The following is a 22,651-nucleotide window of genomic DNA, read 5'->3' on the forward strand; positions in this document are numbered from 1 at the left end:
GCGCCGTTCAGGGAGAGATGAGGTAGATGACCGAGAAGGCCACGAGGAGCGTCGTGAATGCGAGCGCGATGAGCTTGGGCATGGTCCAGTCGTCGTTGTCGGTCTTCGAGATCTCTGTGCTCATCGTGTGCCTCCGCCGTGCTCTCCGCGCGCCTCGCGCGCGTCCGTCTCCTGGCAGAAGGCGGACTCGTCGTCAACCCTGAGCCCCCGCCCGCGACGGACCGGGCGTGCTCATGCGCATGCCTCCACCGCTGCTCTGGCCGCGCCCGCGGCCTGTCCGCCCGCGTGGAGCCGGGGCCGCCTCGCCACCTCGCGCAGGCGACGCCGATCCCCGCGTCGTGTGCTGATCCGGGTCCGCTGTCCGCCTCTCTCTCTCTCCAGCGCGCCTCGGCGATCGGGGCGAGTCGCCGTGTCCGTCGCGGCCTCCTCGCCGCCCCCGCGATCGACCGACGTGCGGGGCGGCTCGCGGCGCGTCGGCGGCGTCGTCTTTGCTCTTCGTGGCGCCCTCGAATCGCACATCCCGTGATGTGCAGGAGGGAGACATGCAACACCTCACGATGCTCGCGCTGGGCGCCGGCCTCCTCGCGACGGCGCTGGCGCGCGCGGCGTTGCCTGAGCGCCCGGTCCACCCGCTCACGGCGGCGCTCACGGGGCAAGACGAAGTGCCCGGCCCCGGCGACCCGAAGGGGAGCGGCACCGCGCGCGTCACGCTCGATCTCGACCGCGGCGAGGTCTGCTTCGACCTCGCGGTGGCCGGCATCGCGCCGGCGACCGCGGCGCGCATCCACGAGGGCCCCGCCGGCCGCGCGGGCCGCGGGATCATCACGCTGATGCCGCCGACCGGCGGCAGCTCCAGCGGCTGCGTGAGCGCGGCCCGCGACGATCTGAGCGCGTTGCTCGGTGATCCGGAGAGGTATTACGTCGCCGTGCGCACCGCCGATTTCCCCGACGGCGCGCTGCGAGGACAGCTCTCGCGCTGAGCGCCCCACGCCCGGACACCCGATCGCCCGGACACCCGACGCGCTCCCTCCTCGGGGGCCGCGCCCCGGGGCTCTATCCGCCCCACAGGAGCTTCGTCAGCCGGATCGCCGTGATCTTCCGCTGCTCGTCCGCGGCGATGGGCAGCTCCTGCTCCGGCGTGTGCTCGAGCCGCGCGCGCAGCGCCTCCAGCATCTCGTCCGCGCTCTTCCCTGTGGCGCAGACGATGTAGATGAACCCGAACTTCTCGTCATAGACGCGGTTCAAGCGCGCGAGCGCCTCCCGCGTATCCACCGCCGCGGCGCTCATCCCCGCCTGTTCCTGGCTGGAGAAGCGCGTCGCCGCCGCGCTCGCCTCCGCGGCCTCCGCCTGCGGCCTGGCCTCTCCGATGCGGGGGTGCGCGCGGAACGCCTCGAGCCAGTCCTCCGGCGCGAGCCGCGCGAAGGCCTGCGCCGCCGCCGCGGAGAGGTGCTCCTCGCCGCGGAACGGCCGCGCCGCCGCCATCTGCGACGCCCACGCCGACGCGCCGCACGCCACGCGGAGCTCCGCCTCGGCCTCCGGCTCCGTGAGCGCGTTGAGCCAGCTGAGCCGCTGCTCGGCCGCCCCGCTCCGGGTCGCCTTGCCGAAGATCCGGAGCCGGCTCACGCCGCCGTCAGGATAGATGTTCAGGCGCACGTGCGTGAACGGCCCCGTCGCGCGGAGCTCGTCCTCGAAGAGATGACGCGTGTGCGCCTGGAGCTTCGTCCGCGGCACGATCTCCCGCCACTCGCCCGCGCCGGCGAGCTCCGCCGCGGAGCGCCCCGCCGCGTCGATCCCCTCGAGCATGCAGCTGTCGGGGTAATTGCCCTTGAAGTGGTTCGTGTCGACCTCGATCCGCGCGATCTCGCCCTGCGCCGCGAGCGCCACGAGCGCCCAGTCGTACCCGGGCCCCCTCCGGCGCCGCGTCTCCCAGCCCTCTCCCATGTTCGCCGCCCGGCCGGGCATGATGAGGTTGTGGCGCACCCCGAAGAACATGTCGCTGCACGAGAGCACGCGCCCGCCGTTTTCCGCGGCCGCGAGGTCGATCTCCGCGCCCGGGCGGCCCTGCCGGCGAACGTCGGGGAGGGCGTCGCCGTGCACCCGGAGCCGCGCCACGCCGCCGTCCGGGTAGATGTTGAGGCGGAGGTGCGTGAACCGCGAAGAGCTGCTCAGCTCGAACGCGTTCTGCGCGTCGCCGGCCAACGGCGAGCGCGGCAGGATCTCGACCCAGTGCGTCCGTGGGTCGAGCAGGTCCTCGACCCGCGCGTCGGGCCGCGCCGCGCACGCCTCGATGGAGCAGTGCTCGGGATAATTGCCCCGGAAGAACGCCGTATCGACGATGACCCCGCGGAGGATCCCTGGCAGCCCCAGCCGGACGAGGCACCAGTCGAACCCGGGAGTCCGGCGCCTGCGCGTCTCCCAGCCATCCATCCACTTCCCGCGATCGGTGTACTCGTGCTCCAGGAACACCGCTCTCCCTGCCTTGAGCAGGTTCTCCTTCGGCGCGAAGAACTCGTCGTTCGCCGCGAGCACCGCGCCGCCCAGCCGCTCCGAGGCCAGATCGAGCGCCTCCGTGAACGCCGGCCCCGTCACCCCTCTCGCTTCAGCCATCGCCCTCTCGCCTCCGCGGGGAAGCTCCCGCGCTCATGGACCTTCTCGCCGCGAAGGTAGGTGGCCTGGACGACGCCGTGGAGCTCCTCTCCGGCGTAGGGCGTCACCTTGTGCCGGTGCTGGAGGAGCGGCGGTTCGACCCGGAAGCTCGCGTCGGGATGCCAGAGCACCAGATCGGCGTCGAACCCGCGCGCGATCTCCCCCTTGCGGCGCAATCCGGCGAGCCTCGCGGGCCCGCGGCACAGCCAGTCCGCGAGCCGCTCGAGCGGGATGCCCCGGCGGCGGGCGTCGGTCCAGACGATCGACAGGCCGAGCTGCAGGCTCGAGATCCCGCCCCAGGCGGCGTCGAAGTCGCCGGCCTCGACCCGCTTGAGCTCGGGGGTGCACGGGGAGTGATCGGAGACGACGAAATCGATGAGGCCTCCCGCGAGCGCGGCCCAGAGCTCCTCGCGGTTCTGCCGCTCCCGGATCGGCGGCGCGCACTTGAAGGGGGTCGCGCCGTCCGGGATCTCCTCGGCGGCGAAGTGCAGGTAGTGCGGCGTCGTCTCGGCGGACAGCGCGGCGCCGCCGTCGCGCGCCCGCCGCAGGATGTCGAGCGCCGTGGCCGACGAGAGGTGGACCACGTGCGCCGCCGCGCCCGTCGCCTGGCAGAGCGACGCGAGCAGGGCGATCGCCTGGTCCTCCGCCTCTCGCGGGCGCGAGCGCAGGTAGGCCGCGTACGTGCGCGGATCCAGGCCGGCGATCGCCGCGCGCGCCGCGTCGATGGGGCCGGGGAGCTCGGCGTGCACGAGCAGCGGCGCCCCCGTGCCCGCGAGCACCTCGAGCGCGGCCCTGAGGTCGGCCTCGGCGACGTGGCCGAACTCCGCCACGCCCGAGTCGACCATGAAGCACTTGAAGCCGAGCGCGCCGGCCTCGAGCAGCGGGACCAGCTCTCCCGCGTTGCCCGGGACGGCGCCGCCCCAGAAGCCCACGTCGACGAGGCACCGGCCCTCCGCCGCGCGCGCCTTCTTCTCGAGGTGCGCGACCGTGGTCGTCGGCGGGATGCTGTTGAGGGGCATGTCGACGAGCGACGTGACGCCGCCCGCGGCCGCGGCGCGCGTCGCCGTCTCGAAGCCCTCCCACTCGGTCCGCCCGGGCTCGTTGATGTGCACGTGCGCATCGACCAGCCCGGGCATCACCACCGCGCCCTGAGCGTCCACGACGGGGCAGCCCTCCGGCACCTCGTCGTAGCCGGCGACGGAGACGATGGTGCCGCCCTGGATGTGCACCGAGGCCGGCCGCAAGGCGCCCCCGGTGACGACCCGCAACCCGCGAACGATGAGGTCCGGCGTCATCAGGCACGCGATCGTACCACGGCGCCCGGCGGACCGAGGCGGGTCGCTCGTCGGCCTGCCCGCGCGGGGCCCGCGCGCACGTCGAGGCGCGTGGGCCTGTCCGCGCGTCACGCCCTCTTCATGCGATCGATGAGCTCGGCGAGCTCGGCGCGCATGGCGTCCTCGGAGGGAGCGCGGTACCGGCGGAGGTGGCCGGGCAGGACCCACGTGAACCGGTGCTGGAGGAGGCGCTCCATCGAGCCGATCTGCTCCGCCCAGGAATACCAGCAAACGTCGCGCGACGCGTCGAGTCGCCCGAGCTCGCCGGAGAAGAAGAGATGGTCCCCGGTGAAGAGGTACCGGTCCCGGAAGAGGAGCGCGACGCTGCCCCGCGTGTGGCCCGGGACGGGGATCAACGTGAGATCGGGCGCGAGGGCCACCGGGGCGAGCCCCTTGATCTTCACCTCGGCGAGCGCTGTTCCGTCGTCGATGTCGTCCTCGTGAATCACGCGATCGCACCCGAAATTGTCGCGGAAGATCCGGTGATCGGCGACGTCGTCGCGGTGGGTGAGCACCAGGGTCCGGACGCCGCCGAGCTCACGGATGCGCTTCGTGAGCGGCCTGGCGGCGCGGGGCGAGTCGACGAGCACGTTGCCCTCGGGTCGCACGATGAGGTAGCTCGCCGCGCCATAGGAGGAAGACGAGGTATAGCCGCAATAATAGACATCCTCGTCGATCGGCTCGGGGAAGGCGAAGGTGGCGGCGGCCATCCCCGCCGCCGGCGCGGTGGTGCCGATGGAGGCGGTCGGACACGACACCAGCGCCATGGCCGCGCGGAGGTGCTCGTCCGGCGTCGCGGGCTGGCGAGCGACGATGCTCTGATCGACGGCGGGCGCGCGCGCGAACACGGAGGGGGCGAGCTGGCGGCATACGTCGCAGTCGATGCACGACCGGTCGACGAAGTAATCGCCGGGGGCGTTCTCTGGCAGGCGATCCTCGAGGCGGGCCATCTCGTTATCTCAGGATGACACGCGGGCGGCGGGCGTGGGGGCAGATCCGTCGTAACCACATCCATGGCAAACACCTATCCTTCCAGGCTTGGCGCGAGTTCTCGTTGCGTGATGTTCGTGGGATGGCCAGCGTGGATATCCAGGAAACCGGGTGAGACGAAACAGGGAGTCTCGGGATACCGGCGCCTTGCCGTCCAGCTCGGAGCGCTCGGTGCACCGCGGGCCTGTCGGGCGGCCGGCGGCGCTGGTCCCGGCGCGAGGCCGCCGCCTCGCGCTCGGCGCGTCCCGGCGCCGCCTTGCGCGCGGCTTGAGCTCCCGCCGCGCTGCACCTACGCTGCGCCGCGTGAGCGCCGCCGGCCGAGCTGCGCCGCACCCGAGCGGCGCGCCAGGGAGCACCCCCGTTCCCTGGGAGCCGCTCTTCTACGAGAAGAGCCGGCTCTACTGGCCGATCCGCCCCCTGGCCGAGGCGTTCGCGGGGTGCGCCGGCTGGCCGCCGGTCGAGGACTACAACCGGGCGCTCGGCGAGGGGTTCCCCGTGCGCTTTGCGGAGCAACAGCCGCGGCCTCGCCGGCGCGGGCGGCGCGGGCCCGTCGACCCCTCGGCGCTCTACGACGCGCGCATCCACGTCGAGGGCCGCGTGCCCACGCGTCCGAGCAACTGGCACGACTTCCTCAACATGCTGGTGTGGGCCGCCTTCCCGCGCGCGAAGGCGGAGCTCCACGCGCGCCAGCACCGGGCGATCGCCGCGCGCATCGATCCGGGCGCGGAGGCGCTCCCTCCGGCGCGCACGCGCGAGTTGGACGGGCTCGCGCTCCTCGACGAGGGCGGGCTCCTGCTGCTCTACGACAACGCGCGCGAGGCGCCCCTCCTCGGCGATGCCTCCGATCTGGAGCGCTGCGCCGGCGAGGTGCGGGACGCCGTGCAGCGGGGCGAGGCCGCGGCGCTCGTCTTCGGCCACGCGCTGTACGAGAGCCTCCTCCAGCGCGGCCCGATGGTCCACGCGATGGTGCAGCCCATCCCGTGCGACGGGCCGCTGCCCGCCGCGCCTGCCGCACTCGTGGCGCTGGCCGACGCGCGCCTCGGCGACGTGCTGCGGTCGCCCGACAGCTTCGCGCGCCCGGAGCGCAGCCCGCGCCTCCCCCTGGACGAGCGCGTCCTGTGCCCGTGATGGCGAGTGACGGGAGCGCCCGTGTCGCGCCCCGCAAGACCCGACGAAACAAGGAGACGAAACGTGAGCGCCCCCGAGCTCCACCTGGTTATCGGCAGCAAGCGCTTCTCTTCCTGGTCGCTCCGGCCGTGGCTCGCGGATGTCCCACGCGGCGCCGCGGGGGGAGCGACCGCGCCCTGAGCGTGCGAGGGGCGCGCGCCGCTCTCAGGGCCGCCGCCGCGCCGCCAGCGCATAGACGAGCGGCAGCCGGCGCTCGAACTTCTTCATGCGGAACTGCCCTGGTGGTCCTTCCACCATGTCCGGAAAGATGTCGTAGGGGGACCAGTCGAGCTCGCGCAGGCGCTCCAGCGTGAGGCCCGCGTCGAGGAGCGCCGACACCACCGTCCCGATCCCGTGGTTGAAGCCGACCTCCTTCAGCCTCACGGGCGCGCTCCTGTCGGCGTACGTGCCTGTCTCCTCGGTGACGATCGGCTCCCCGTGTCCGTCGTAGGCATAGGCGATCTGCTCGAATGCATCGTCGAAGGTCCACACGAGGGGGTGGAACTCGACGAGGTGCAGGACGCCCCCGGGCTTCAGGCACGCCGCGGCCGCGCGCGCCCAGCGGGTCATGTCCGGGAGCCACCCGAGGACGCCGTACGAGGTGAAGACGACATCGAACGTCTCGCCGCCGAGGGCCGCGGGGGCGTCGTAGACGTTGGCCTCGACGAAGCGCGCGTCCACCGAGAGCTCCTTCGCCAGCGCGCGCGCCGCCGTGACGGCCTCGTCGGAGAGGTCCAGCCCGGTGGCGCGGGCGCCCAGCCGCGCCCAGGAGAGCGTGTCCTGCCCGAAATGGCACTGCAGGTGGAGGAGCGTCTTTCCGCTCACGTCGCCGACCTGCTCGAGCTCGATCGGCTTGAGAGAGCTGGCGCCGGCCCGGAACGAGGCCAGATCGTAGAATTTGGACGCCATGTGCACGCGGGTGCGCGCGTTCCAGGCGGCGCGGTTCAGCGCAAACCAGTCGGCTTCGGACATGAGGAACTTGTTATCACGACGTCCGTCGCGCGGGCCGCGTCGGATCTCCGCCGCGCTCGGGCGCCGCCCCTGGGCTGGAGCGTGCGCCGCTGGCCTCATCGCCGCTTCCGCCCGCCGTCACGCCGCCACGACGGCGCTCACCTCCTCGACAGCCGCCTTCGGGTCATACCCCAGGTTCGGCGACAGCCACCGTTCCACCTCCTCGACCGTCATCCCCTTGCGCTTCGCGTAGTCCGCGACCTGATCCCTGCCGAGGCGCCCCACCATGAAATACCGCGCCTTCGGGTGCGCCAGGTAGACGCCGCTGACGCTCGCCGCCGGCGTCATCGCGCAGCTCTCCGTCAGCTCGATGCCGACCGACGGCGCGTCGAGCAGCGCGAACAGCTTGCGCTTCTCGGTGTGATCCGGGCACGCCGGGTACCCGAACGCCGGCCGGATCCCCCGGTACTTCTCCTCGATGAGCTCCTCGCTCGTCAGCGCCTCTCCCGCGCCGTACCCCCAGTCCTTGCGCGCCCGCTCGTGGAGCAGCTCGGCGAACGCCTCCGCGAGCCGGTCCGCCAGCGCCTTCGCGATGATCGCGCTGTAGTCGTCCTTGTCCTTCTCGTACGCGCGCACGATCTCGTCGAGCCCGAGCCCCGCCGTCACCGCGAATGCGCCGACGTGGTCGGCGAGCCCGCGCTCCCGCGGCGCCACGAAGTCGGCCAGCGACAGGTGCGGCCTCACCCCGCCCGCGGCCTTGTCGCCGCCGTCTCCGTCCTCCTCGGCGCCGCCCTGCCCCTTCACCTGCTGCTGGCGCAGCATGTTGAACCGGAGCAGCTCCCGCTCCCTCGCGTCGTCCGCGTAGAGCACGATGTCCCGCTGCTCGCCGCTCGCCGGCCAGAAGCCGTAGACGCCTCGCGCCGTGAGCAACCGGCCATCGATGATCCGCTGCAGCACCTTCTGCGCGTGATCGAACAGCTCGCGCGCCGCCTCGCCGTACTGCGGGTGCTCCAGGATCTGCGGGAACGGCCCCCTGAGCTCCCACGCGGTGAAGAAGAACGTCCAGTCGATGTACCTCGCGACCTCCGCGAGCGGCGCCTCCACCACGCGGCGCCCCGTGAACGACGGCCTCGCGATGTCCTCCGGCCGCCATGCGATCTCGAGCCGCCCCCTGTCCGCCGCCGCGAGCGTCACGAGCGGCTTCGCCCGCTTCCTCGCGAAGAGCTCGCGCAGCCGGGCCTGCTCCTCCCGGTTCTGCGCGTCGAAGGCCGGCCGGTTCGCCCGATCGAGCAGGCTCGACACCACGCCCACGGCCCGCGACGCGTCGAGCACGTGCACCACCGTCCCGCTGAACTCCGGCGCGATCTTCACCGCCGTGTGCTGCCGGCTCGTCGTCGCCCCGCCGATGAGCAGCGGCAGCCGGATTCCGCGCCGCTCCATCTCGCGCGCCACGCTGACCATCTCGTCGAGCGACGGCGTGATGAGGCCGCTCAGCCCGATCATGTCGGCCTCCTCGCGCAGCGCCGCCTCCAGGATCCTGTCCTGGTGCACCATCACGCCGAGGTCGATCACCTCGTAGTTGTTGCACCCGAGCACCACGCCCACGATGTTCTTGCCGATGTCGTGCACGTCGCCCTTCACGGTCGCCATCACGATCTTCCCCTGCGACGACGAGCCCCCGGCGGCCTTCTCGGCCTCCATGAACGGCAGCAGGTGCGCGACGGCGCGCTTCATCACGCGGGCGCTCTTCACCACCTGCGGCAGGAACATCTTCCCGGCGCCGAACAGCTCGCCGACGACCTTCATCCCGTCCATCAGCGGCCCCTCGATGATGGAGAGCGGCCTCTCGTACTTCCTCCGCGCCTCCTCCACGTCCGCCTCGATGAAGTCGACGAGCCCCCTCACGAGCGCGTGCGACAGCCGCTCCTCGACCGGGCCGTCGCGCCAGGCGAGGTCGAGCTCCTTCTTCTTGCCCTTGCCCTTCACCTGCTCGGCGAGCTCGACGAGCCGCTCGGTCGCGTCCGGGCGCCGGTTGAAGAGGACGTCCTCCACCCGCTCGAGCAGGTCCCTCGGGATGTCCTCGTAGACCGCGAGCTGCCCCGCGTTCACGATGCCCATGTCCATTCCGGCCCGGATCGCGTGGAACAGGAAGGCCGAGTGCATCGCCTCGCGGACGACGTTGTTCCCGCGGAACGAGAACGACAGGTTCGACACGCCGCCGCTCACGCGCGCCCCCGGGCACGTCGCCTTGATGATCCGCGTCGCCTCGATGAAGTTCTTCGCGAAGTCGCCGTGCTCCTCGATGCCGGTCGCGATCGCGAGGATGTTCGGGTCGAAGACGATGTCCTGCGGATCGAAGCCCGCCTCCTCGGTGAGCAGCCTGTACGCGCGCTGGCAGATCGCGACCTTGCGCTCCACCGTCTCGGCCTGGCCGATCTCGTCGAAGGCCATCACCACGACCCCCGCCCCGTAGCGCCGCACGGCGCGCGCCTTCTCGAGGAAGTCCTCCGGCCCCTCCTTGAGGCTGATCGAGTTGACGATCCCCTTGCCCTGGATGCACTTGAGCCCCGCCTCGATGACCGACCACCTCGAGCTGTCGACCATGATCGGGATGCGGGCGATCTCGGGCTCGGTGGCGACGAGGTTCAGGAAGGTCGTCATCGCCTGCTCGGAGTCGAGCATGCCCTCGTCCATGTTCACGTCGAGGAGGTTCGCCCCGCCGCGCACCTGATCGAGCGCCACCTCCAGCGCGGTCGTGAAGTCGCCCTTCTTGATGAGCTCCATGAACCGGGCCGAGCCGGTCACGTTGGTCCGCTCGCCGATCATCAGGAAGTTCGTGTCGGGCCGGATGACGAGCGTCTCCAGGCCGGCGAAGCGCCCGAAGCCGTCGCGCTCCGCGGGCACGGGCCTCGGCCGCAGCTCCGCCGTCGCCCGGGCGATCGCGCGGATGTGATCCGGCGTCGTCCCGCAGCAGCCGCCGACGATGTTCACGAGCCCGCTCTCCGCGAACTCCGCGAGCAGCCGCGACGTCGTCTCCGGGAGCTCGTCGTACTCGCCGAACGCGTTGGGGAGACCCGCGTTCGGGTAGCAGCTCACCCGCGCCCGGGCGAGCTTCGCGAGATCCACGAGGTAGGGCCGCATGTCGCTCGCGCCGAGGGCGCAGTTGAGGCCGACGCTGAGCGGGCTCGCGTGCTCCACGCTCGTCCAGAAGGCGTCGATCGTCTGGCCGGAGAGCGTCCTGCCGCTCCTGTCGGTGATCGTCACGCTGAGCAGGATGGGCAGGCGCCGCCCCTTCTCCGCGAAGACCTCCTCCATCGCGACGAGGCACGCCTTCATGTTCAGCGTGTCGAGGAACGTCTCCGCGAGGATCACGTCGACCCCCCCGTCGACGAGCCCGCGCACCTGCTCCGCGAACGCCCGCCGCAGCTCGTCGAAGCCGACGGCGCGGAACGACGGGTCGCTCACGCTCGGCGAGATCGACAGCGTCTTCGGCGTCGGCCCCATCGCGCCCGCGACGAAGCGCGGCTTGCCGGGCGTGCGCGCCGTCCACGCGTCGGCCGCCTTCCGGGCGATCCGGGCCGCGGTCAGGTTGATCTCGTAGGCGAGCGACTCGAGCCGGTAGTCGGCCTGGGCGATCGAGGTGCCCGTGAAGGTGTTCGTCTCGATGATGTCGGCGCCGGCGTCGAGGTACGCGCCGTGGATCTCGGAGACGACGTCCGGCCTCGTCAGCACGAGGAGATCGCTGTTGCCCTTGAGGTCGATCGCATGATCGCGGAAGCGCTCGCCGCGGTAGTCGGCCTCGCCCAGGCGGTAGCGCTGGATCATCGTGCCCATCGCGCCGTCGAGGCACAGGATCCGGTGTTCGAGGATCTCCTCGAGGCGCGCGGGGCGTTCGCTTCCGTTCATGGCTCTGCTCATCTCCTGGGCTTCTTTCCGTGGGCGCTGCGGCCGCAGGGCAGCCGTTCTGCTGCGAGGGCCGGGCGGCCCGGGGCCCGCCCTCGCCCGGCTCGCGGTCCGGAGGGCCGTCGAGGCCGGTCCCGCGCGGCGGTGGGGACCGAGAAATTGATCTCTTAATCCGGATTAACAGATTGAAGCCTGCCGGGCCTGCCAGCCGGCGTCAAGCGTCGGCTGCGAGCGGGCGACGGCGGCGGTCCCTGCGGCGGGCTCATCTGTGCCCACTGCGCGATGCTGCTGGATGAGCGGCCGGGTGCTCGCGTCTGGGCCCACGGCAGCAGGGCGCGCGCGGGGCGAACGGCGAGCTCGTGCTCATCCCTGGACAAACGGGTGGCCAGGGCGCCGCCTGATGCCGCTCCGGCTGAGGCACTGGCGGACATCGCTGAAGGTGCGTATCTTTGGCGAGCCCTGAGCACCCCACCCCAGGGCACGGCCGGCCGGGCTCACCGCATGGTTCGCCTTGCTGCGGGCGAGCGCCCCTCGAGACAGGACCTGCCGTCCCCCGCCGACAAAGCACGCAGAGGAGATTCCAGGATGATCACGATCACAGAGAAGGCAGCCGAGAAGGTGATGGAGATCGCGACAGCGGAGGAGCTGCTGGGGCAGGGGTTGCGCCTGCGCGTCGTGGGCGGTGGGTGCGCCGGCTTCTCGTACGACCTCTACTTCGAGGACAAGCCGACGGAGTTCGACGAGGAGTTCGAGGACAGGGGAATCAAGCTCTACATCGACCCGCTGAGCTTCCAGTACCTGGACGGGACGGAGATTGATTACGTGGAGGGCCTCCACGGCTCGGGCTTCAAGTTCAGCAACCCGTCGGTGAAGAGCACCTGCGGCTGCGGCTCCTCGTTCTCCGTCTGATTCCGTTCGTTTCCGTCAGATTCCGTCTGATCGGGGGCCCGCTCTCTTCGCGGGCTTCGCTTCCCGTCCTGGCTCGCGCCGCTCGTCTCTCGAGCGGCCTACGCGAGATGCACACGGGCCGCGTGAGCGCGTCTGCCCGGAGCATCGCGGCCCTCCTGGCTCTCTAGCGCCTTCGGTTTGGCTCGTCCTTCGCCCGGGCGCGCCTGAGGCGCGTGCGCCAGCGCTTCGCAGCCATGGTGTACAAGCTGCCCGCCCGGGGCGGCATGCCAGCTGCATCGCAGCCTGGGTGGGCTGCTCTCTTCGGAATCTCGAACCAACCACGTCGGCGGCAAGTGCCGGCGAAGCGATCAACGCGATCGAGGTCCGGCCCCGGCCGACCTCGACAGCAGGAGACGGGGTCCGGCGTCGGCCGGCCTCACCAACCGAACCGGGGTCTTCGGACCTCGAAGGAAACCCTGTGCAAACGTCCCGAGATCAGGCCAGCGCGGTTTCGCGCTACATCACGCATGTTCGGCAGATCCCGGAGCTGTCGCGCGAGGAAGAAGTCGAGCTCGCTCGACGGTGGCGGGACCATGGCGACGAGCAGGCCGCAGCCGCGCTCGCGCTCGCAAACCTGAGGCATGTTGTCTCGATAGCGATCAGCTACCGGCGTTACGGGATCCCGCTCGCCGACCTCATCGCCGAGGGGAACTTCGGGATCGTCCACGCGATCCGCAAGTACGACCCGGACCGCGGAAACCGCTTCGTGACCTACGCGGCCTACTGGATCCGGGCGTACATCCTGAACCACGTCATCCACTCCTGGAGCCTGGTCGGCGTCGGCTCGGGCCCGCTCCGCTCGAAGATGTTCTTCCGGCTGCGGCGGGAGCGGGCGCGCATCGCGGGCCTCGTGGGCGAGGGGGAGGAGGGGGATCGCCTGCTGGCCGAGAAGTTCGGCGCGCCCGCGGAGAAGGTGCTGGAGATGGCTCACCGGCTGGAGGCCCGGGATGTCTCGCTCGACACGAAGGTGTTCGAGGACGGCGCCCGGTCGCTGGTCGACACGCTGCCCGCGGACGATCAGGACCAGGAGGAGCGCTTCTCGCGCGCGGAGGAGGGGGCCCTGCTCCGGGAGCGGCTGACGCAGGCGGTGGAGAACCTGGATCCGCGCGAGCGGTACATCGTCGAGACCCGGATGATGGCGGATCCCGAGGAGGAGCTGTCGCTCGCCGAGATCGGGCGCCGCCTGGGCGTATCGCGCGAGCGGGCTCGGCAGCTCGAGGCGCGCGCCAAGAAGAAGCTGCGCGACCGCCTTCAGCCGCTGGCGGCGTAGCGACTTGCCACAGGTGAGCGGCGGGCGAGCACAAAAGCACGAAGCCCCGCCGGGGCGGAGCTTCGTGGTCGCAGGAGACGTAAGCCGAGTTCTGTTGCGCGGGGAGTCGCCCCCCTCGCGCCGGCGATCATTCCTCTAGGACGCGCGTCGCCGCGCGCCTCAAGCAGCCAACCCGGAGGCCTGGGGCGGGCAACCCTTGCCGCGGCGGCTGTCGCCGTCGCGGACGCCTCCCTACGCGGCCTTGCTCCAGGTGGGGTTTGCCGTGCCGCCCTTGTTGCCAAGGGCGCGGTGGGCTCTTACCCCGCCGTTTCACCCTTGCCGCGCGGCGAGCCAGCGGAGGCTCGTTGCCCTCGCGAAGCGCGCGGCGCGGCGGTCTGTTCTCTGTTGCACTTTCCTCGAGATCGCTCTCACCGGGCGTTACCCGGCACCCTGCCCTGCGGAGCTCGGACTTTCCTCCCGCGGCCGGGTTTCCCCGTCCGCCGGCGATCGCCTGTCCCGCTGCGACGCGGCGAACATAGTCAAGAGTCGGCCGAACGCCAACACCTGAGGTCGGAGAACGGGCGCGACTGCATGCGATGGAGTGTCCCGCCTTGTACTTTCAACGCCAAGCTCCGGCGGTGACACTGCGCGCGGCGCGGCGGCTCCCCTGCTCGTGGTCAGCATTCGGGGACAGGCCCGCTCCTTGTCGGGTTCAGGTGCGGCGGAGCTTCTGCGCCATCTGGGCGCCGAGCTCCGCCGAGCGGTTGGACGCCGCCTCGACCGCGTCGATCAAGGTGCGGCGGAGGCCGCCAGCCTCCAGCGTGTGGAGCCCCGCGATGGCCGTGCCGCCGGGGCTCGTCACCATGTCCTTCAGGCGGCCAGGGTGCTCGCCGGTCTCGAGCTGGAGCTTGGCGGCGCCGTACACCGTCTGCGCGGCGAGCAGCAGCGCCGCGTCCCGGCCGAGGCCGACCTTCACGCCGCCGTCCGCGAGCGCCTCGATCATCAGCATGACGTAGGCGGGGCCGCTGCCCGACAGGCCGGTCACCGCGTCGAGCAGCGACTCGTCGAGCACGACGACGCGGCCGACCGCCTGGAACAGGGTCCGCGCGATCTCGACGTCCTCGCTCGTGGCGTGGCTCCCGGCGGCGATCGCCGTGGCGCCGGCGAGCGCGATCGCCGCGGTGTTCGGCATGCTGCGGATGACGCGCGCTCCCTCGGGCAGGCGCGCCTCGATGGCGTCGATCGGCACGCCGGCCGCCACCGAGATCACGACGTCCGAGCGGCCGAGCCCCGACGAGATGGGGGCGAGGATGCGATCGACGACCTGCGGCTTGACGGCGATGACGAGGACGTCGGCCCACCGGCAGAGCGCGTCGTTGTCCTCGGTGGTCTCGATGCCGTAGCGCCCGTGGAGAAAGGAGAGCCGCTCGCTCTTGAGATCGCTCGCGCGGATCTGCTCCGCGCCCACGGCGCCTCCCTGGACGAGGCCGCGGATGAGCGCCTCCGCCATGTTTCCGCCGCCAAGAAACCCGATCTTGCGCCCTCGCAGCAGACCCTCATCGCTCGCCATCGCTCGCCTCGCTTCCAGGAGCGCGCACCCTAGCAGCCTTGCCGAGCATGCGGCTCAAATCTCGACGGACACCGCCGCGCGGCTGCGTGCCGCGCGTGCCGCCGTGGACGTGCAGACAGGCGCGGGGCCCGCTCGCCCGGACCGAGGCGAGCGCCCTTGTCAGCCGAGCCTGCGGCGTTATTGGTGCGGCGGAATGAACGCAGTCGGTCCCATGTTCGTCGATGGCAGGACGGGACCCTTCGACTGCCCGACGGAGATTTCATGATTCAAGCGGTTTTCTATCGCCCTCGCACTTCGGTCCTCGCGCTGCTCACGGCAGCGGGGCTGGCCCTCGGCGGCTGCGGTCAACAGGCCCACGCCACGCCTCCTTCCACCCAGGCCGCCGCCTCGCCGCAGGCCGCGACGCCGCCGGTCGCGACCGTGACGCTCCCGCCGACGACGGCGCCGGTGCCGGCCACCTTCGATGTCGCCGCCCTGTCAGAGCGGGTCAAGCCGATGGTCGTCAACATCACGACGACGCATGAGGTCAAGGGGCCCGAAGGGCTCGACCCCTTCCAGTTCTTCTTCGGCCCGCAAGGCGGCGGACGGCTCAACCCGCGGGGCCAGCAGCCGACGCAGACGGCGCTCGGGACCGGCTTCATCATCGACCCGAGCGGCTACGTCGTGACGAACGAGCACGTCATCCACGACGCCTCCGGCGTCCGCGTGCGGCTCGCCGACGAGCGGGAGTTCGAGGCCGAGGTCGTCGGCCGCGATCCCAAGCTCGATCTCGCGCTCCTCCGCCTGAAGGGCGCGAGCGGCCTGCCTGTGGCGCCGCTCGGGGCGAGCGAGCAGCTGCGGGTCGGCGAGCACGTGCTCGCGGTCGGCAACCCCTTCGGGCTCGGCCACACGGTCACGCTCGGCATCGTCAGCGCGAAGGCGCGGGCGATCGGCGCGGGGCCGTACGACGACTTCATCCAGACCGACGCGTCGATCAACCCGGGCAACAGCGGCGGCCCGCTGTTCAACTGGCGGGGCGAGGTCGTGGGCATCAACACCGCGATCCGGGCGGGCGCGAACGGGATCGGCTTCGCGATCCCGATCGACGCGCTGAAGGATGTGCTCCCGCAGCTCCGCGAGAAGGGCTTCGTCGAGCGCGGCAAGCTCGGCCTCCTGTTCCAGCCCGTCACGCGCGATCTCGCCGCGGCGCTCCAGCTCGACGGGCCCCGGGGCGCGCTCGTCGCCGAGGTCGAGCCGGGCGGCGCGGCCGCGCGCGCCGGCATCAAGCCGGGCGACGTGATCGTGAACGTGAACGGCGTCCCCATCCACCACGCCGAGGAGCTGCGGCGCAACGTGGCGCGCAACGCGCCCGGCTCGGAGATCGCGGTGACGCTGGTGCGCGCCCAGAAGCAGCAACAGGTCGTGGCCAAGCTGGACGCGCTCCAGGACGAGGAGGGCGACGCGGCGGGCCGCGCGCGGCCGAGCCAGGGCGCCCGGCCCGAGCGCCAGCTGAGCGCCGAGAAGCTCGGCATCCAGGTCTCCGAGGCCCAGGGCGGCGGGGTGCGGGTCGACGGGTTCGCCTCGGGCAGCAAGGTCCAGGAGATCGAGGTGGGCGACGTGATCCTCGAGGTGAACGGCGCCCCGGTGAAGGACGTCGCCGGCCTCCGGGCGGCCATCGCCAAGCTCAAGGACGGGTCCGTCGCCCTCCTCAAGGTGCGGCGTGGGAAGCTCGTCCAGTTCGCGGCCGTGCCGATCTCCGCGCGCTGATCCTGCGCCGGGCGCGGCTGGCGCGAGCCGGCCTGCGCCAGCCGCCCCGACCCCGTTCCCGCGTCACCCCACGCCTTGCTGCCGGTCGGTGGTGTCCTCCCCGTCTAGCGGCGCCCTCCCGGCGCGCGCCGCCTCCGCGAGCGCGCGCTTCTCCGCCTCCGTCTGCTTGACGCGCTCCTCGAGCACGTCGGTGCCGAGGTAGCGGAAGACGTAGACCCCCCCGACGAACATGCAGAGGAACAGGGTGAGCACCCGCCAGAGGACGACGTACGGCACCACGAACGCGCCGTGGACCCAGGGCGACATGAGCGCGTTCGAGCCGAGCTCGGCGACGCCGCTCGCGCCGGGCGTGGGGGTCATGTAGAGCGCGAAGTTGAGCAGCGTCTGGATCAGGACGACCTGCACGATCGGCGGGCCCACCGAGACGAACGTCGAGGGCGAGGTCGGAATGCCGAGCCCGAGCAGGATGAAGTAGGCGACGGCGAACCGCGAGCAGAAGAAGCCGAACGTGAGCAGCAGCGCGGCGGCGTAGGCGCGCTTGCCGCGGCGCATGTAGATGCGGAAGCCGTGGTGGAACTCGTCCACGCCCAGCAGCAGGCGCGCGGTCGTGGCGCCGGGGGCGGCGAGCGCGGCCTCGGCGCGGGCCCGCAGCCGGGGCACGCGCCGGGCGCCCAGCAGGGCGGCGCGCAGGAGCTTCCCGAGCGGCACCGACAGCGCGCGGACGATCCCCTTGAGGAGGGGCGGGTACGCCGCCGCCGCGATGAGCGCGACGAGGGCCGAGCCGAACATCGCGACGGTGAAGAGGAGCAGCCACTCGATCTGCGGGCCCGCCTGCACGACCAGCATCCCGTTCTGCTGCAGCACGAAGATGACCACGGCAGACAGGAGGAAGAAGGTGATCGTGCACGAGGCGGTGAGCAGCTCCGCCGTGGCCACGTCGACGAGCCGCATACCGCCGTGCACGAGCACGGCGGCCTGCGACGGCGCCGCGCCGGCCTGCCCGGGGGTCACCCCGGCGCAGAACATCAGCACGAACTCCGAGGTCACCGCGGTGCGGACGCGGAGCTCGGGCCAGAGGACGCGCCCGAGGGTCCAGATCCTGAGGCCTCCGAACACGCCCTCCTGCAGCGCCAGCACGGCGCCGACGAGCAGCCAGCCCGGGCGCACGTGCGCGAACGCGGCGGCGAGGCTCGCCTGCTTGTCGTGGATCTCGCTGTAGAGGACGTAAGCGAACGACGCGAGCGTGAGCGTGACGATGACCTGGATGCCTCGGATCAGGGTAGCGCGGTTCATACAGGGGCACGCAGCCGGGGTGATCGCATGCGCACGCCCCTATACCCTGCCGCCGGCGCTCGCGACCGTCATGCCTGCGCTCCTCCGGATCGACACCCCTCCCGTGGCGGCCCCGACCACACGGCGCACGCGCGCCGGGTGCGAAGGCCGCTTCGCGCAGGCGCTCCTCGCTCGCCGCGCTCCCCGGGCTCATCCAGCGCGCCGCTTTCGCCGCCGTCCGCCGCCGTCGCTCCGCCGGATCGTCACGCGCATCCGGGCCTTTCGAGGCCAGGTCGAGGAGATGCCTATTGCGTCGCCGGGGGCGGCTCGCGATGCTGCGAGCCTCATGGCGGCACGAAAGATCGCTATCAGTACCGGCGGAGGCGACGCGCCGGGGCTCAATGCTGTGATCCGCGCGGCCACGCTCGGCGCGCTCGAGCGTGGCTGGGAGGTCTGGGGGATCCGGCAAGGGTACCGCGGGTTGCTCGACGACGCTCCGGACGGGCTCATCCGCCTCGATCGCGAGCGGGTCCGGGGCATCGCGCACCTCGGGGGCACCATCCTGGGCACCGCGAACCGCGGCGACCCGTTCCACTACCCGACGCCTGGCGAGCACGGGCTCGTCCCCCGGGATCGATCTGAGGATCTCGTGCGGCGGTTTCGCGCGGAGGGGTTCGACGCGCTCATCTCGGTGGGCGGAGACGGATCCATGTGGATCGCGCACCAGCTGCTCCAGCGCGGGCTGCCCCTCGTCATCGGCGTACCGAAGACGATCGACAACGACGTCTGCTGCACGGACCTCACGTTCGGCTTCGACACGGCGGTCTCCATCGCGACCGAGGCGCTCGACCGGCTCCACACCACGACCGAGGCGCACGAGCGGATCATGGTCGTGGAGGTGATGGGGCGGCACGCGGGCTGGATCGCGCTCAACGCCGGGATCGCCGGCGGAGCCGACGCCATCCTGATGCCGGAGATCCCGTTCCGGTTCGAGGCGATCGCCGAGAAGATCCGCCTGCGGGAGTCGCGCGGGCGCCGCTTCTCCATCGTCGTGGCGGCCGAGGGGGCGTACGCGCAAGGCGGTGAGCTGATCATCAAGGACGCGGGCGACGCGTTCCGCCGCACCGCCGTGCTCGGGGGCGTGGCCGAGCGCGTGGCCAAGGAGCTCGCGGCCCGCACCGGCAAGGAAGCGCGCTCGATGGTGCTCGGCCACCTCCAGCGGGGCGGCGGACCCACGACGGCGGATCGCTTGCTCGCCCTCCGCTTCGGCGCGGCCGCGGCGCGCTGCCTCGTCGAGGACTGCGGCAGCGGGATGGTGGCGCTGCGATCGAACCGGATCGAGCTCGTCCCCCTCGAGGAGGTCGCCGGCAAGACGAAGACGGTGCCGCTCGACTCGGACACGGTCGTCACGGCCCGTGAGATGGGGCTGTGCTTCGGAGACGAGGCGCCCGGCCACTTCGTCGCGCCCTGATCGGCGAGCGCGCGGGTCTTCCGCTGGCTCCCTGCTCCTCGGCAAGCGTTATGTAGGATTGTGCGGTGTCGCCCCCGGGCCGGGCGATTTCCGCTCGGCGCCCCGCCGGCAGGATTGGCGGGCGGACGGCGGCCGCGCGATCTGAGCTGCGCCGCCAGCCTCGTGTTTGACACTCGTTGAAGGGGGCCGATATCTTGGTTTCCCCTCCGAACCCGCGCACACCCCGGAACATGACGAAAGTCCTCGTATTTGAGAGCGATCCGGCGTTTGCCGGGGAGCTCCGCACGGAATTGGGCCGCCTCGGCTGCACCGTTCAGGTGGTCGACGACGGCAACGTCGGCCTGCAGGCGGCCGCGGCCGAGCGCCCCGACCTCATCCTGCTGTCGATCGAGCTGCCGCGCATGAACGGCTTCTCGGTCTGCAACAAGCTCAAGAAGGACGTGCAGCTCAAGGACGTCCCGCTCGTCATCATGTCGAGCGAGTCGAGCGAAGAGACGTTCGAGCAGCACCGCAAGCTCAGGACGCGCGCGGAGGACTACATTCACAAGCCGATCGCGTTCGGCGAGCTCCTCGAGCACATCCGCAACTACGTCCCGATCGACGGGGACGACGCCGAGGCCGATCCGATCATGATCGACGAGGCCGAGGTGCTCGAGGCCGACATCGACGAGGACTCCGGCGATCCCACGATCATCACGGCCGCCGTGGGCTCGGACGGCACGCCCGGGAGCGCCGCGCCTCCGCACGCCGCTGCGCCGTCGGTCCCACCGCCGGTGCCGAGGCCGCCGTCCGCGGCGCCGCCGCCTGCCGGAGCCGCCATGCCGTCCGCGGTGCCGCCGCCCCCCGCGCCGAGGCCGCTGTCCGCGGCGCCTCCGCCCCCCGCGCCGAGGCCGACGTCCGCGGTGCCGCCGCCTGCCGGCACACCGCCCGCCGTGCCGTCGGCGCCCCCTGCCGCCGCTGCGCAGGATCGCGCTCGGGCGTCAGCTCCGCCGAGGCCCCCGCAGGGCGCCGCGGCACGCTCGGACGCCCGCAAGTCGGACGAGGACATCGAGGAGTTCATCGGCGGCGCGTTCACCCGGCTGATCCGCGACGAGGAGGAGGAGCGCACCGACGTCAGGCCCTCGGTCGCGCCGTCGTCTCGGACGCTGGCGCCCACGAAGACGCCCGTGCCTGCCTCGGCGCCGCCGCCCGTGAGCTCGTCGCCGGTCGCCGCGTACCGGGCTCCGGTCTCCGAGCGCGGGGCCGCGTACCGGGCTCCGATCTCCGAGCGCGGGGCCGCGTACCGGGCTCCGATCTCCGAGCGCGGGCGGCTGACCCCTGCGCCGCCCGCGCCGCATCGCTCCGACGCCGACGCGGCCGAGCTCGAGCGTCTGCGTGGCGAGCTGGACAGGTCCAAGGGAGAGATCGTCCGCCTCACCAAGGAAGTCGCGGCTGCGCGCGCGACCTCGCTCCGCCTCGAGGGCGAGCTCTCCTCGGCGAACGACGGCAGCCAGGAGGCCGCCCGCCTGCGGCGCGAGCTCGACGAGCTCAAGGTGAAGCTCGCGTCCGGCACCGGCACCGGCTCCAGGCCCGGCGGCGTGTCGAGCCGCGACTTCCTGGATCTGCGCGAGGCGCTGAACAAGAAGGACAAAGAGATCCTCGCGCTCCGCGACCAGATGTCGCGCAAGGACAAGGAGCTGCTGGAGCTCCGGGATCAGTCGCTGTCGCTCGAGCGGGAGAAGGCCGACCAGGTCGACAGGATCCTGGAGCTCGAGCGCGCGAGCGAGGATCTCGACGGGCAGGTCGCGTCGCTCCGCGCAGACAAGGAGCTCGCCGCGAAGCGCGCGGACGACTTCAAGGCGCGCTCGGAGAAGCTGCAGGGGCAGATCGCGGCCCGCGACGCCGATCTCTCGTCGGCCAGGCAGGCGCTGATGGACGCGGAGGCGGCGCACACGGAGGCGCTGCGCGCGGCGGCGGACGAGAAGACGCAAGCGATCGCCGCCGTCGAGGCCTCGGCGCAGCGCGAGCTCGAGGAGAGCGCGCAGGCGGAGCGCGAGCGCTTCGAGCAGGCGGCCGCGGGGCACCGGGCGGAGGTGGAGCGGCTCAACGCCGAGCACGCCGCCCGGCGCGAGCAGCAGGCCGCCGAGCACCGCGCCGCCATCGAGAAGCTGACCGGCGAGCACGCCACGGCGCTGGACCGCCTCCGGGCCGAGCACGCGGCGGCGGCGGAGGGGGCGAAATCCGAGCACGCCGCCGCCATGGAGGGGCTGCGGGCCGAGCACGCCGGGGCGCTCGACGCGTCGAGGCGCGAGCACGAGGCCGCCGTCGAGGCGCTGCGACGCGAGCACGAAGCCGCGACGGAGCGGCGCGAGCGGGAGCACGCCGCTGCGCTGGACACGGCGCGAAGCGAGCACGCCGCCGCCCTGGAGCGCGCCCAGGCGGAGCACGCCGCCGCGCTCCAGGGGGCGCGCGACGAGCACGCCGCCGCGATCGAGAAGCAGCAGGCCGCGCATGCGTCCGCGCTGGAGTCGCTGCGGGGCGAGCACGCGAGCGCCGTCGAGGGGCTCCGGAGCGAGCACGCGGACGAGATCGGACGGCGGGATCGCGAGCACGCGGGCGCGCTGGAGCGCCTCCAGACCGAGCACGCGCGCGCCCTCGAGGGGCAGGCCGAGGAGCATGCGCGGGCGATCGCGCAGCAGACGGAGGAGCACGCGAGGGCGCTCGCGGCCGCGCGCGAGGGCTTCGCAACGCAGCTCGCGGCGCGGGAGCGCGAGCTCATCGAGGAGCGCGAGCAGGCCGTCCGCGACGCCGAGCAGGCCCACGCGAAGCGCGTGGCAGAGCTCGAGGCGGGCGCCGCCGAGCGGCAGGCGCAGCTCGAGGCCGCGCACGCGCAGGCGCTCGCCGACACGCGCGCGGCGCACCAGGCCGAGACCGCCGAGCGGGAGGCCGCCTGGGCGGCGCAGCGGCGTGAGCTGGACGAGGTCGCCCGCGGGCTCTCCACGGAGCTCGGGCAAGCGCGCGGCCAGATCGCGGACCTCGAGGCCCGGACGCAGGAGCTCGATCGGCAGCTGGAGCAGCGCGCGGGCGAGCTCTCCGCGGCTGCCGCGGAGCGCGAGCGCTTGCTGGGCGAGCTCGCCGAGCGGGCGCAATCCATCGAGGCGCTCCAGGGCCGGCTCGCGGAGGCCGACCGGCGCGGGAGCGAGCTCGGCGCTCAGCTCTCGCAGCGGACCGAGGAGCGCGACGCCCTGCGGGCGCACGGCGAGCAGCTCACCGAGCAGCTGGCCGTCGAGCGCGCCCGCCTGCAGAAGGCGCGCTCGAAATGGGGTGAGGACCGCGTCTCGCTCGAGCGCGCGCGGGAGGCGCTCGCCGCGGCGCTGTCGCAGATCGATCAGGCCGAGGCGCTCTCGCTCGAGTGAGCCCTCGGT

At 72.3% G+C, this 22,651-nt stretch carries 14 protein-coding genes and 1 other RNA gene; 7 read left to right on the forward strand and 8 right to left on the reverse strand.

Translation table 11 applies throughout. The annotated features are described in order from the left end of the window. Positions 1-542 precede the first annotated feature (542 nt). The gene (locus ACSRUE_RS18885; RefSeq protein WP_437765586.1) at positions 543-980 is read left to right on the forward strand and encodes a CHRD domain-containing protein; all 438 of its coding nucleotides are present in this window, start codon (positions 543-545) and stop codon (positions 978-980) included. Between the two features lie 73 nt (positions 981-1,053). Here ACSRUE_RS18885 and ACSRUE_RS18890 read toward each other — a convergent pair whose 3' ends face one another. The 3 genes from ACSRUE_RS18890 to ACSRUE_RS18900 form a co-directional block, all read right to left on the reverse strand. Further along, complete coding sequence (locus tag ACSRUE_RS18890; RefSeq protein WP_441292197.1) at positions 1,054-2,607, reverse strand: allantoicase; 1,554 nt, start codon at positions 2,605-2,607, stop codon at positions 1,054-1,056. Then, on the reverse strand, positions 2,586-3,941 hold the full coding sequence (gene allB / locus ACSRUE_RS18895; RefSeq protein WP_441292198.1) for an allantoinase AllB: 1,356 nt from the start codon (positions 3,939-3,941) through the stop codon (positions 2,586-2,588). The genes ACSRUE_RS18890 and allB overlap by 22 nt, the downstream gene beginning before the upstream one ends. A gap of 107 nt (positions 3,942-4,048) precedes the next feature. Then, positions 4,049-4,930 (reverse strand): MBL fold metallo-hydrolase, encoded by an 882-nt coding sequence (locus ACSRUE_RS18900; protein WP_441292199.1) that lies wholly within the window; start codon positions 4,928-4,930, stop codon positions 4,049-4,051. A gap of 343 nt (positions 4,931-5,273) precedes the next feature. Here ACSRUE_RS18900 and ACSRUE_RS18905 point away from each other — a divergent pair, with 343 nt between their 5' ends. Beyond that, positions 5,274-6,098, forward strand: a complete 825-nt coding sequence (locus tag ACSRUE_RS18905) for a DUF3025 domain-containing protein (RefSeq protein ID WP_441292200.1) — start codon at positions 5,274-5,276, stop codon at positions 6,096-6,098. 204 nt (positions 6,099-6,302) lie between these two features. Here the strand turns inward: ACSRUE_RS18905 and ACSRUE_RS18910 are convergent, their stop codons facing one another. Together ACSRUE_RS18910 and metH are read right to left on the reverse strand one after the other, a co-directional pair. Continuing rightward, positions 6,303-7,109: a class I SAM-dependent methyltransferase gene (locus ACSRUE_RS18910; protein ID WP_441292201.1), complete on the reverse strand. Its 807-nt coding sequence runs from the start codon at positions 7,107-7,109 to the stop codon at positions 6,303-6,305. Positions 7,110-7,226: 117 nt separating this feature from the next. Next, complete coding sequence (metH, locus tag ACSRUE_RS18915) at positions 7,227-10,994, reverse strand: methionine synthase (protein ID WP_441292202.1); 3,768 nt, start codon at positions 10,992-10,994, stop codon at positions 7,227-7,229. A 582-nt stretch (positions 10,995-11,576) separates the two neighbouring features. Here metH and erpA point away from each other — a divergent pair. Further along, positions 11,577-11,900 (forward strand): iron-sulfur cluster insertion protein ErpA, encoded by a 324-nt coding sequence (gene erpA / locus ACSRUE_RS18920; RefSeq protein WP_061620261.1) that lies wholly within the window; start codon positions 11,577-11,579, stop codon positions 11,898-11,900. A gap of 457 nt (positions 11,901-12,357) precedes the next feature. Beyond that, positions 12,358-13,209: a sigma-70 family RNA polymerase sigma factor gene (locus tag ACSRUE_RS18925; RefSeq protein WP_012238497.1), complete on the forward strand. Its 852-nt coding sequence runs from the start codon at positions 12,358-12,360 to the stop codon at positions 13,207-13,209. A 66-nt stretch (positions 13,210-13,275) separates the two neighbouring features. On the opposite strand, the gene rnpB is transcribed toward ACSRUE_RS18925, so the two are convergent. Both rnpB and proC read right to left on the reverse strand, forming a co-directional pair. Continuing rightward, positions 13,276-13,711, reverse strand: an RNA gene (gene rnpB / locus ACSRUE_RS18930) — RNase P RNA component class A. A 189-nt stretch (positions 13,712-13,900) separates the two neighbouring features. Beyond that, the gene (gene proC / locus ACSRUE_RS18935) at positions 13,901-14,758 is read right to left on the reverse strand and encodes a pyrroline-5-carboxylate reductase (protein WP_441292203.1); all 858 of its coding nucleotides are present in this window, start codon (positions 14,756-14,758) and stop codon (positions 13,901-13,903) included. A 261-nt stretch (positions 14,759-15,019) separates the two neighbouring features. Here proC and ACSRUE_RS18940 point away from each other — a divergent pair, with 261 nt between their 5' ends. Then, a complete protein-coding gene (locus ACSRUE_RS18940; protein ID WP_437765595.1) occupies positions 15,020-16,504 on the forward strand; it encodes a Do family serine endopeptidase in 1,485 nt (494 codons plus the stop codon). 63 nt (positions 16,505-16,567) lie between these two features. Here the strand turns inward: ACSRUE_RS18940 and ACSRUE_RS18945 are convergent, their stop codons facing one another. Further along, positions 16,568-17,797 carry a lysylphosphatidylglycerol synthase transmembrane domain-containing protein gene (locus ACSRUE_RS18945; RefSeq protein WP_441292204.1) on the reverse strand — a complete coding sequence of 410 codons (1,230 nt, stop codon included), beginning with the start codon at positions 17,795-17,797 and terminating at the stop codon, positions 16,568-16,570. A gap of 325 nt (positions 17,798-18,122) precedes the next feature. On the opposite strand from ACSRUE_RS18945, the gene ACSRUE_RS18950 reads away from it, so the two are divergent. Both ACSRUE_RS18950 and ACSRUE_RS18955 read left to right on the forward strand, forming a co-directional pair. After that, a complete protein-coding gene (locus ACSRUE_RS18950) occupies positions 18,123-19,247 on the forward strand; it encodes a 6-phosphofructokinase (RefSeq protein ID WP_441292205.1) in 1,125 nt (374 codons plus the stop codon). 230 nt (positions 19,248-19,477) lie between these two features. Next, positions 19,478-22,642, forward strand: a complete 3,165-nt coding sequence (locus ACSRUE_RS18955; protein ID WP_441292206.1) for a response regulator — start codon at positions 19,478-19,480, stop codon at positions 22,640-22,642. Positions 22,643-22,651: the final 9 nt, after the last annotated feature.

Origin of the sequence: Sorangium sp. KYC3313 (genome assembly GCF_052075895.1) — a bacterium.
Lineage (GTDB): Bacteria > Myxococcota_A > Polyangia > Polyangiales > Polyangiaceae > Sorangium > Sorangium cellulosum_B.

Excerpts from the sequence above, each read along its gene's own strand:
- ACSRUE_RS18885 (WP_437765586.1), top strand. The coding sequence starts at position 543 with ATGCAACACCTCACGATGCTCGCGCTGGGCGCCGGCCTCCTCGCGACG.
- ACSRUE_RS18890 (WP_441292197.1), bottom strand. The coding sequence starts at position 2,607 with ATGGCTGAAGCGAGAGGGGTGACGGGGCCGGCGTTCACGGAGGCGCTC.
- allB (WP_441292198.1), bottom strand. The coding sequence starts at position 3,941 with ATGACGCCGGACCTCATCGTTCGCGGGTTGCGGGTCGTCACCGGGGGC.
- ACSRUE_RS18900 (WP_441292199.1), bottom strand. The coding sequence starts at position 4,930 with ATGGCCCGCCTCGAGGATCGCCTGCCAGAGAACGCCCCCGGCGATTAC.
- ACSRUE_RS18910 (WP_441292201.1), bottom strand. The coding sequence starts at position 7,109 with ATGTCCGAAGCCGACTGGTTTGCGCTGAACCGCGCCGCCTGGAACGCG.
- metH (WP_441292202.1), bottom strand. The coding sequence starts at position 10,994 with ATGAACGGAAGCGAACGCCCCGCGCGCCTCGAGGAGATCCTCGAACAC.
- erpA (WP_061620261.1), top strand. The coding sequence starts at position 11,577 with ATGATCACGATCACAGAGAAGGCAGCCGAGAAGGTGATGGAGATCGCG.
- proC (WP_441292203.1), bottom strand. The coding sequence starts at position 14,758 with ATGGCGAGCGATGAGGGTCTGCTGCGAGGGCGCAAGATCGGGTTTCTT.
- ACSRUE_RS18940 (WP_437765595.1), top strand. The coding sequence starts at position 15,020 with ATGATTCAAGCGGTTTTCTATCGCCCTCGCACTTCGGTCCTCGCGCTG.
- ACSRUE_RS18945 (WP_441292204.1), bottom strand. The coding sequence starts at position 17,797 with ATGAACCGCGCTACCCTGATCCGAGGCATCCAGGTCATCGTCACGCTC.
- ACSRUE_RS18950 (WP_441292205.1), top strand. The coding sequence starts at position 18,123 with ATGGCGGCACGAAAGATCGCTATCAGTACCGGCGGAGGCGACGCGCCG.
- ACSRUE_RS18955 (WP_441292206.1), top strand. The coding sequence starts at position 19,478 with ATGACGAAAGTCCTCGTATTTGAGAGCGATCCGGCGTTTGCCGGGGAG.